This is a genomic window from Actinospica durhamensis, from assembly GCF_018139695.1.
In the GTDB taxonomy this organism is placed as follows: domain Bacteria; phylum Actinomycetota; class Actinomycetes; order Streptomycetales; family Catenulisporaceae; genus Actinospica; species Actinospica durhamensis.
Map to the genome: position 1 here is coordinate 45,790 of NZ_JAGSOG010000024.1, position 10,685 is coordinate 56,474.

The following is a 10,685-nucleotide window of genomic DNA, read 5'->3' on the forward strand; positions in this document are numbered from 1 at the left end:
GCGAACCTCTTCCATCATGATCGAGGCGGTGTGTTTCGGCCAGATGTCGAGCGCCGCCGCACGCCCTGGTTCGGTCCCCTGGCCTTCATGGGGTATCTTGATGTCGAGATAAGCAGTACGCCAGACAGAGGAGACCCGCGGTGTCCACCAACAGCCTCGGAGCGCGCGCCGATCTGCGCGTAGGCGATGAGACGTACGAGATCTTCCGCCTCGACGCCGTAGCCGGCGCCGAGAATCTGCCCTACTCGCTCAAGGTGCTGCTGGAGAACCTGCTGCGCACCGAGGACGGGGCCAACATCACCGAGGGCCATATCCGTGCCCTGGCGAGCTGGGATCCGCAGGCCGAGCCGGACACCGAGATCCAGTTCACGCCCGCACGAGTGATCATGCAGGACTTCACCGGTGTGCCCTGCATCGTCGACCTCGCCACCATGCGCGAGGCCGTGGTGGCCCTCGGCGGCGACGCGGCCAAGGTCAACCCGCTCGCCCCGGCCGAACTCGTGATCGACCACTCGGTCATCGCCGACGTCTTCGGCACGCCGGACTCGTTCACCAAGAACGTCGACATCGAATACGAGCGCAACCAGGAGCGCTACCGCTTCCTGCGCTGGGGCCAGACCGCCTTCGACGAGTTCAAGGTCGTCCCGCCCGGCACCGGCATCGTGCACCAGGTCAACATCGAGCACCTGGCCCGGGGCGTGATGGCCCGCGCCGGCCAGGCCTACCCGGACACCGTGGTCGGCACCGACTCGCACACCACCATGGTCAACGGCCTCGGCGTGCTCGGCTGGGGCGTCGGCGGCATCGAGGCCGAGGCCGCGCTGCTCGGCCAGCCCGTCAGCATGCTGATTCCGCGGGTGGTCGGCTTCAAGCTGACCGGCGAGCTGCCGGCCGGCGCCACCGCCACCGACCTCGTGCTCACCATCACCGAGATGCTGCGCAAGCACGGCGTGGTGGGCAAGTTCGTGGAGTTCTACGGCCAGGGCGTCACCGCCGTGCCGCTGGCCAACCGCGCCACCATCGGCAACATGTCCCCGGAGTTCGGCTCCACCTGCGCGATCTTCCCGATCGACCAGGAGACCGTGAGCTACCTGCGCCTGACCGGCCGCACCGACCAGCAGCTCGCGCTGGTCGAGGCCTACGCCAAGGAGCAGGGCCTGTGGCACGAGCCGACCCACGAGCCGAAGTACTCCGAGTACATCGAGCTCGACCTCGGCACCGTCGTGCCCTCCATCGCCGGCCCGAAGCGCCCGCAGGACCGGGTGGTGCTCTCCGGCGCCAAGTCCGCCTTCCGCAGCGCGGTGCGTGACTACGCGACCGTCGTGGACGAGGCCGGCAAGGAGTCCTTCCCGGCCTCCGACTCGCCCGCCGCGAACGGCTCGCCGCGCAGCGTCACCAAGCGCACGAAGGTCATCGCGCCCGACGGCAGTGAGTTCGAGATCGACCACGGCGCGGTCGTGATCGCCTCGATCACCTCCTGCACCAACACCTCCAACCCCTCGGTCATGCTCGGCGCCGCCCTGCTGGCCAAGAAGGCGGTGGAGAAGGGCCTGAAGGCGAAGCCGTGGGTCAAGACCACGCTCGCCCCCGGATCCAAGGTCGTCACCGACTACTACGACCGGGCCGGGCTCACCCCGTACCTGGACAAGCTGGGCTTCAACCTGGTCGGCTACGGCTGCGTCACCTGCATCGGCAACAGCGGCCCGCTGCCCGAGCACGTCTCGGCCGCGGTCAACGAGGCCGACCTCGCGGTGGTCGCGGTGCTCTCGGGCAACCGCAACTTCGAGGGCCGGATCAACCCGGACGTGAAGATGAACTACCTCGCCTCGCCGCCGCTGGTGATCGCCTACGCCATCGCCGGCTCGATGGACTTCGACTTCGAGAACGACGCGCTGGGCCAGGACACCGACGGCAACGACGTGTTCCTGCGCGACATCTGGCCCGCCCCGGCCGAGGTGCAGGAGGTCATCGGCACCGCGATCTCCTCCGAGATGTTCGCCAAGGACTACGCGGACGTGTTCGCCGGCGACGAGCGCTGGCGTTCGCTGTCGACCCCGACCGGCAACGTCTTCGAGTGGGACGCCGACTCGACCTACGTGCGCAAGCCCCCGTACTTCGAGGACATGCCGGCCACCCCGGCCCCGGTCGTGGACATCGCCGCGGCCCGGGTGCTGGCCAAGCTCGGGGACTCGGTCACCACCGACCACATCTCCCCGGCCGGCTCGATCAAGCCCGACTCGCCCGCGGGCAGCTACCTGGCCGAGCACGGCGTGGCGCGGCGCGACTTCAACTCCTACGGCTCGCGCCGGGGCAACCACGAGGTCATGATCCGCGGCACCTTCGCCAACATCCGGCTGCGCAACCAGCTGCTGGACGGGGTCGAGGGCGGGTTCACCAAGAACCTGCTGACCGGCGAGCAGAGCACGATCTACGACGCCTCCGTGGCCTACGCCGAGGCGGGCGTGCCGCTGGTCGTGCTGGCGGGCAAGGAGTACGGCTCCGGCTCCTCGCGCGACTGGGCCGCCAAGGGCACCGCGCTGCTCGGCGTCAGGGCCGTGATCGCCGAGTCCTACGAGCGGATCCACCGCAGCAACCTGATCGGCATGGGCGTGCTGCCGCTGCAGTACCCGGCCGGCCAGTCCGCCCACTCGCTCGGCCTGACCGGTGAGGAGGAGTTCTCCATCACCGGCGTCACCGCCCTGAACGAGGGCGCCACGCCGAAGACGGTCAAGGTCAAGGCGGGCGAGGTCGAGTTCGACGCGGTCGTGCGCATCGACACGCCGGGAGAGGCCGACTACTACCGCAACGGCGGCATCATGCAGTACGTGCTGCGCAACCTGCTCAAGGACGCGTAACGCGCGATTTGTGAGAACCGGCAACGCGCCCGTGCCTCCGCCGACCCAGGCGGTAGACACGGGCGCGCGCCGTTGACCCACCCGGCCTGGACTCCGCCGCCACCCGACCGTGGCGGCGGGCAGGTCCCGGGCCCCCAAGGGAAGTCATCGGCAAGGTAAGCCTTACCTAATGCTTGTATCTCCGCGTCGGGCCTGGTCTAACCTTGCCGGGCCCGGCGCGTTTTTCGTACCCTGACGAACCCCTTACCGCCCCCTTACCGCGCCGCTGGTACATCAGAACCGTGACGAGTGACGCGGACCGCGCCCTGATCGGGCATCTGTTGCGCCGCACCGGCTTCGGCGCGAGCGGTGCGGAGATCGACGCCGCGCTCCCGGCCGGGTACCAGGCGACGGTCGAGGCGCTGTTCGCCGACGCGGCCGATCCCACCGCGGACCCCGGCGTCGCGGCGACGGCCCCGCCGCAGCTGCCAGGTACCTACTCCGGCAAGCCCACCACCGAGCCGGCGTACGACCTGATCGCCTGGTGGCTGGCCCGGATGACGGCCGTGCGCCGGCCCTGGATCGAGAAGCGCACGTACTTCTGGCACGGGCACTTCGCCACCTCGATCCAGAAGGTCCGCTACGCCGGGCTGATGCTGCGCCAGAACCAGACCCTGCGCACCCTCGGCGGCGGCCCCTTCCACACCCTGATGCGGGCCGTGTTCACCGACCCGGCGATGATGCTCTGGCTCGACGCCGAGGGCAGCACGGCGAACGCGCCCAACGAGAACCTCGCCCGCGAGTCCATGGAACTGTTCAGCCTCGGCGTCGGCGACTACACCGAGACCGACGTGCGCCAGGCCGCGCTCGCGCTCACCGGCTGGCGGCTCGCGCGCGCCGACGGCACCGCCCTGTTCGCGCCCGGCGCGCACGCCCAGGGGCCTGAGACGATCCTGGGCCGCACCGCGTCCTACGACCTCGACTCGTTCACGGACCTGTTGCTCGCCCAGCCGGCCAACGCCGCGTTCCTCGCCGCCCGGCACTGGCTCCGCTTCGGCTCCGACGCCGCGATCCCGGCCTCCACCCGGCAGAACCTGATCGCCGCGTACCGCTCGAGCGCGGGCGCCGCCTCGAATGACGGCTCCGACCTGACCGCGCTGGCCCGCGCCCTGTTCACCGACCCCGCGTTCACCGGCCCCGCCACTCGCTACGCCCTGGTCAAGCAGCCGGTCGAATACGTCGTCGGCGTGCTCAGGGCCCTGCGCGTCAGCCCGCCCTCCGACGGCACCGCCGCGGACTCCCGGCTGCTGCGCCAGGTTCTCAACGGCCTGGGACAGGTCCCGTTCTCCCCGCCGAACGTGGGCGGCTGGCCGTCCGGACAGCTCTGGCTCACCACGGCCGCCGCCCAGGCCCGGATCGATCTCGCGCACTGGGCCGCGACGACCGGCGACATCTCCGCGGTCGCCGACGCCGCGCCCTCCGCGCGCATCGAGGCGGCCGCCCACCTCCTCGGCCTCGACGCGTTCTCCGCGCGCACCACGGCCGCCCTGTCCGACGTCGTCGGCGCCCCGCCCGACCTGGTCGAGCTCGCCCTGCTCAGCCCCGAGTACCTGGTCAACTGAAGCCCTGATCCGAGCCAGCCCCGAGGAGACGCCGATGGACGCACTGACCCGTCGCAGGTTCCTGCTCGCCTCCGGCGTCACCGGCGCCGGTGCGCTCGCGGCCGGTGCGGGCGCGCTCGCCTGGCACGACCTGCGCCACGCGGCCGCCGTCGCGCCGCTGCCCGCCGGCAGCGGGATCCTGGTGCTGGTGACCCTCTACGGCGGCAACGACGGGCTCAACACCGTCGTCCCGGCCGCCGACTCCGCCTACCAGTCCGCCCGCCCCGGCCTGGCCTACACCGAGTCCGAGGTGCTCGACCTCGGCGACGGCCTCGGCCTGAACCCGTCCATGACCGGCCTGCACGGGCTCTGGCAGCAGGGCCGGCTCGCCATCGTGCGCGGCGTCGGGTATCCGAACCCGAACCACAGCCACTTCGTCTCCATGGACATCTGGCAGACCGCTTCCCCGGCCGATCCGCAGACCTCGGGCTGGCTCGGCCGCTGGCTCGACGCGCAGCCGGACGACGAACTGCGCGCGCTGCGGGCCGTGTCCGTCGGCGCCACCCTCCCGCCGCTGCTCGCCGGAACCCGCACCGCCGGATCCACCCTGCCGCTCGGCCGGTTCCGGCTCCCGAAGGGCCACCTGGGCACCGGACTGCGCGCGCTGGGCCGGGAATCGAGCCAGGACTGCCCCTACGCCGCGTACGCCGCCCGCGACACCTCCGATCTGTTCACCGTCGCGGGTGCCCTCGGCGGAGTGACGGCCACCGCGGCCACCGGCTCGGGCGGCCTCGCGGCGCAGCTCGACATTGTTGCCTCCTGCATCGAATCGTCCGTGCCCACGCGGGTTTACGCCGTCAGCCTCGGCGGATTCGACACCCACGCGGCCGAGAAAAGCACGCAGAGTGCGCTCCTCGGTGAATTCAGCGACGCGGTTTCTTCGTTCTGGCAACGAATCGACGCCACGCCGCGAGCATCAGATGTCGTACTGGCCGCGTACACCGAGTTCGGACGCCGGGTGGCCGCGAACGCGAACGAGGGCACGGATCACGGCACCGCAGGTCCGATGTTCGTGCTCGGAGGCGGGGTGCGCGGGGGATTCCTGGGCGAACAACCCTCGCTTACCGACCTGGACCAGGGCGATCTGAAGCACACCGTCGATTTCCGGTCGGTCTACGCGTCGCTGCTCACCTCGGTCCTGGGCGCCGATCCGGGGCAGGCGCTGGGCGCGGGCTACCCGTTGCTGCCGCTGCGGTGAACGGCTCCGCACGGCGCCGGACCGCCTAACGGTTTGGTCACGGAAATGTGCGGGTTCTGATCTCCGCGCAGCACCGCTCGACACCGGCTCGCGGCGCCCGGGTTTGTTGTGGCCCCCGACATGAACTTCTCGTCACCGCCGGTCATCGCGGGTGTCACCCGTTCGCCACCGCATTCGACCTGGGTGTGACCGGACAACGTTGTCATTCCACGCATTGTAGAACTCGATCTTCGAACCATGATCAACGTTTCCCGCTCGTTACCGGGGACCCCCGGCGTTCGCGAACGAGCCCTTCCCAAAGGGGTCGACGCGCAATACGTTGCGGGTCGCAACATTCCGCGGCGTCGCCGCGAAAGCCCTCGCTCCATCCCGCTCCACTCCGCACCGGGCGCATCGCCGCGCCGGTATCCGAGAAAGGGAATCAGCGCAATGATGCGCAAGCGAATCCTCGCCGCCGTGGCCGTCGCCACGATGGCCACCACCGCGCTGGCCGGTTGTTCGAGCTCGAAGTCGTCCGGATCGCCCACTTCCACGGCCGCCGCGACGAACAACAAGGTCGGCATCCTGCTTCCGGACACCTCCTCCTCGCCACGGTGGGTCTCGGCCGACCCGAACGAGCTGCAGAAGGAGTGCAACGTCTACAAGCTGCAGTGTGAGGTCCTCAACGCCAACGGCCAGGACAACACGCAGGAGCAGCAGGCCCAGCAGCTGATCAGCTGGGGCGCCGGCGTCATCCTCGAGGTCGACCTCGACGCCGCCTCCGGCGCCGAGATCGAGAAGCTGGCCAAGTCCAAGGGCGTCGTGCCGATCGACTACGACCGGCTGACCCAGGGCGGCGGCGCCGCCTACTACGTGTCCTTCGACAACGTCCAGGTGGGCAAGGACCAGGGCACCGCCCTGACCCAGTGCTCGCAGGTGGCCGGCAAGAGCTCGGTGGACTACACCGAGATCGACGGTGCCCCCACCGACAACAACGCCACCCTGTTCGCCCAGGGCTACAACAGCGTGCTCAGCACCCAGTCCGGCTGGACCAAGCTCGACGAGCAGACCGGCCAGTGGAGCGCCGCGACCGCCGCGACCGTCTTCGCCCAGCAGCTGGGCAAGTACGGCAGCAAGATCGGCGCCGTGATGGTGGCCAACGACACGATGGCGCAGTCGGTCATCAACATCCTGAAGCAGCAGGGCCTGGCGGGCCAGGTGGCGGTGTCCGGGCAGGACGCCACCCCGGGCGGCCTGGACAACATCATGGCCGGCACCCAGTGCTTCTCGATCTACAAGCCGGTTGCCGGTGAGGCCGACGTCGCGATCAAGTTGGCCTCGGAGATCCTGGCCGGCCAGAAGCCGTCCGCGCCGACCACGGTGACCGACCCGTCCGACGGCTCCAAGGTCCCCGCGTTCCTCGCCACCCCGATCGTGATCACCAAGGCCAACGTGGCCAAGCCGGTCACCGACGGCTATGAGACCGCCGCCTCGGTCTGTGGCGCCTCGGCCGCGATCGCGAAGCTCTGCAACGCCAACGGTATCGCCTACACCTACACCGGTAGCTGATCCGCGTACCGACTGACTGATACAGAGTTCTGATCTTCCCGCTCCCGGCAGGCTCCCGCCTGGGCCCGCCGGGAGCGGGAATCACCCTGACAGCGGTACGCCGCGACATCCAGCTATACCAAGGAGTTGACCGACGTGAGCGTGGACGCAGTTCCCGGTCGCGCTGCCGAGCCGATCCTGCGGCTGCGCGGCATCGAAAAGTCCTTCGGCCCGGTGCACGTACTACGAAGCGTGGACTTCACCGCCTATCCGGGCGAGGTGACCGCGCTCGTCGGAGACAACGGCGCGGGTAAGTCCACCCTGGTCAAGTGCATCGGTGGCACCTACTCGATCGACAGCGGCGAGTATCTGTACAAGGGCCAGCAGGTGCACGTGCACACGCCCCGCGCCGCCTCGGCACTCGGCATCGAGATCGTCTACCAGGACCTCGCCCTGTGCGAGAACCTCGACATCGTCCAGAACATGTTCCTCGGCCGCGAGGAGGTGGACGGCCGCCGCGCCCTGGACGAGAACAAGATGGAGCGCATGGCGAGCCAGACCCTGGCCTCGCTGTCCGTGCGTACGGTCAAGTCGGTACGCCAGAAGGTGGCGAGCCTGTCCGGCGGTCAGCGCCAGACTGTGGCGATCGCCAAGGCCGTGCTGTGGAACTCGGAGCTCGTCATCCTCGACGAGCCCACCGCCGCGCTCGGCGTGGCGCAGACCGCGCAGGTGCTCGACCTGGTCCGGCGCCTGGCCGACCAGGGCCTCGCGGTCATCCTGATCTCGCACAACATGAACGACGTGCTCCAGGTCGCCGACAACATCGCGGTGCTCTACCTGGGCCAGATGGCCGCACAGGTCCAGCGGAGCGAGGTCAACCACACCCAGATCGTCGAGCTGATCACCGCGGGCCGCTCCGGCGACCTCGGTCTGACCGGCTCCGCGGTCGGCGTCGGAAACGGAGCCACGGCATGAGCAGCGATTCCCTCACCCAGCCCCGGGCCGACCACAGCCGGCCGCAGAACCCGGGCGGCGGTGCGCGCGACTACGCGCTCGACTACATACGCCGGGTACGCGGCGGCGAGATGGGCTCGATCCCGGGCATCATCGGCCTCGTCGTACTCGCGATCTTCTTCTCCATTCTCAAGGGCGGCTTCCTCGATGCGTACAACGTCGAGAACATGGTCGTCTACGGCGCACCCACCATCGTCATGGCGATGGGCCTGATCTTCGTCCTGCTGCTCGGCGAGATCGACCTGTCCGCGGGCACCGCCGGCGGCGTGTGCGCGGTGCTCGCCGCGGTGGAGATGGTCCGCCACCAGATGAACTGGGTGCTCGCGGTCCTGCTCGCCGCCCTGCTGGGCGCGATCATCGGCATGATCATCGGCTGGCTGCGGGCGAGGGTCGGCATCCCCTCCTTCGTCATCACCCTGGCCGCGTTCCTCTCCTTCCAGGGCGTGACCATCATCATGGTCGGCAACAGCGGCTCGATCCTGCTGCCGGACAGCCAGAAGACGCTGCTCGCCCTGACCAGCGCGAGCACCAACGACTACATGCCGATCTGGGCCGGCTGGGCCATGCTCGCGATCGTCGTGGTCGGATACGCCGCGGTCAAGCTGCGCGGCGTGAGCAAGCGCATGGCCGAGAACCTCGCGGTCGAGCCGTACTCGATCGCGATGGCCAAGGTGGCCGCGCTGGCGGTGCTGGGCGCCGGGTTCATCTACTACATGGGCTACAACCGCATCGTCGGCGTCGCCCGCAGCAGCTTCTACGGCACCCTGACGTCCGAGGGCGTGCCGTGGATCGTCCCGGTCGTCCTGGTCCTGCTGTTCGGCGGCACCTACCTGCTCAACCGCACCCGTTACGGCCGGCACGTGTTCGCCGTCGGCGGCAACGAGGAGGCGGCCCGCCGCGCCGGTATCCGGGTGAACGCGATCCGCACCTCCGTGTTCGTCATCTGCTCGTTCATGGCGGCCCTGTCCGGCCTGATCTCGCTGTCCGTCTCGGCCGGTGTGGCCAACAACGCGGGCGGCGGCAACACCCTGCTGCTCGCCGTGGGCGCGGCCGTCATCGGCGGCACCTCGCTGTTCGGCGGACGCGGCCGGATCATCGACGCGGTGGTCGGCGGCCTGGTCGTGGAGATCATCTCCTGGGGCATGGGCGACCTGATCACCGGCACCAACGCCCCCGGCTGGCAGGAGGTCGTCACCGGCCTCGTGCTGCTGCTCGCGGCCGGCTTCGACGCCATCTCCCGCAAGGCGGGCTCGACCCAGGGCTGAGTGGGTACCGCGCCAGGGCGGACGGATCGAACGCGTCGACCTCGACAGGAACGGATACAGGCACGATGACCGCAGCCGGAACGGCGGGGTCGACGCAGGACGAGGTGCGCCGGCACAACGTCTCGACCCTGCTGCGCTACGTCCACGTGCACGGGCCCACCTCCCGGGCCGAGCTGACCACCGTGATGCAGCTCAACCGCTCCACCATCGGAGCCCTCACGGCGGATCTGACCCAGGTCGGCCTGGTCCGGGAGCAGGTCCCGGCCAGGTCGGCCGGCTCGGGAGCGGGTCGGCCGTCGCTGGTGGTGTGTCCGCGCCCGGAGCGGGTGTACGTGTTCGCCTACGACATCGGCGTGGACTACCTGATCGCGGCGAGGGTCGGCCTGGGCGGATCGATCCTCGACCGCAGGGAACTGCATCGCCTGCGCGGTGACTACGCCCTGGAGGACGTGACCGCGCACCTGGCCAGGTTCACCGCGGAGATGCTGGGCCGGGCCGAGCCCGGCTCAGTGTGTGTCGGGGTGGGTGTGGCCATCGCGGCGCTGGTGCGCGAGAACGACGGCCAGGTCCGCTACGCCCCCAACCTCGGCTGGGTGGACGAGCCCCTGGGCACCATGCTCGCCGACATGCTCGGCGCCCACGGCGTCCGCGCCAAGATCGCCGTGGCGAACGACGCGGACCTCGGCGCCCTGGCCGAAACCGTCCGCGGAGCCGCCTCAGGCTCCGACGACGCCGTCTACCTCACCGGCGAAGTGGGCGTGGGCGCCGGCATCATCGTCGGCGGCAAACCCCTGCGCGGCGCCGGCGGCTACGGCGGCGAAATCGGCCACACCGTGGTCAATCCAGCAGGCAGGCTGTGCCGGTGCGGGGCAAGGGGCTGCTGGGAAACCGAGATCGGCGAGAAGGCCATCCTCGACGCCGCAGGCCACCCCGACGGCCCCAGGTCCACAGTATCCGCCGTGGTCGCAGCGGCAGCCGGAGGCGACCCCAGAGCCCTCGCCGCCATGCGCCACGTAGGGGAGTGGCTCGGCATCGGCGTGGGCAACGTCGTGAACATCTTCAACCCCGAAGTAGTCATCTTCGGCGGCCTGCTCCGCGACGTCTTCCCCGCCGTCGAGCAGCAACTGCGCACCACCCTGGCCACCACCGGCTTAGCCGCCCCCCGCGAACAAGTCCGCCTCGTCAC

Annotated in this window: 7 protein-coding genes; all 7 read left to right on the forward strand. The window is 69.9% G+C overall.

Annotated elements, in window-relative coordinates:
• Positions 1-140: 140 nt before the first annotated feature.
• Positions 141-2,855: an aconitate hydratase AcnA gene (acnA, locus tag KDL01_RS08025; protein ID WP_212527727.1), complete on the forward strand. Its 2,715-nt coding sequence runs from the start codon at positions 141-143 to the stop codon at positions 2,853-2,855.
• Positions 2,856-3,136: 281 nt separating this feature from the next.
• Entirely contained in the window at positions 3,137-4,456 is a 1,320-nt protein-coding gene (locus tag KDL01_RS08030) for a DUF1800 domain-containing protein (RefSeq protein ID WP_212527728.1), read from the forward strand.
• A 34-nt stretch (positions 4,457-4,490) separates the two neighbouring features.
• Positions 4,491-5,693 (forward strand): DUF1501 domain-containing protein, encoded by a 1,203-nt coding sequence (locus tag KDL01_RS08035; RefSeq protein WP_212527729.1) that lies wholly within the window; start codon positions 4,491-4,493, stop codon positions 5,691-5,693.
• Between the two features lie 429 nt (positions 5,694-6,122).
• On the forward strand, positions 6,123-7,241 hold the full coding sequence (locus KDL01_RS08040; RefSeq protein WP_246576118.1) for a sugar ABC transporter substrate-binding protein: 1,119 nt from the start codon (positions 6,123-6,125) through the stop codon (positions 7,239-7,241).
• 141 nt (positions 7,242-7,382) lie between these two features.
• Complete coding sequence (locus KDL01_RS08045) at positions 7,383-8,195, forward strand: ATP-binding cassette domain-containing protein (RefSeq protein WP_368861532.1); 813 nt, start codon at positions 7,383-7,385, stop codon at positions 8,193-8,195.
• Positions 8,192-9,499, forward strand: a complete 1,308-nt coding sequence (locus tag KDL01_RS08050) for a sugar ABC transporter permease (RefSeq protein ID WP_212527731.1) — start codon at positions 8,192-8,194, stop codon at positions 9,497-9,499. Before KDL01_RS08045 ends, KDL01_RS08050 begins: the two co-directional genes overlap by 4 nt.
• A gap of 65 nt (positions 9,500-9,564) precedes the next feature.
• Positions 9,565-10,685 (forward strand): ROK family protein (locus tag KDL01_RS08055; protein ID WP_212527732.1); only part of this gene is annotated, 1,121 nt, incomplete at its 3' end.

What these genes read in the sequence shown, in the direction of transcription:
- KDL01_RS08050 (WP_212527731.1), top strand. Translation starts at nt 8,192, where the DNA reads ATGAGCAGCGATTCCCTCACCCAGCCCCGGGCCGACCACAGCCGGCCG.
- KDL01_RS08035 (WP_212527729.1), top strand. Translation starts at nt 4,491, where the DNA reads ATGGACGCACTGACCCGTCGCAGGTTCCTGCTCGCCTCCGGCGTCACC.
- KDL01_RS08040 (WP_246576118.1), top strand. Translation starts at nt 6,123, where the DNA reads ATGATGCGCAAGCGAATCCTCGCCGCCGTGGCCGTCGCCACGATGGCC.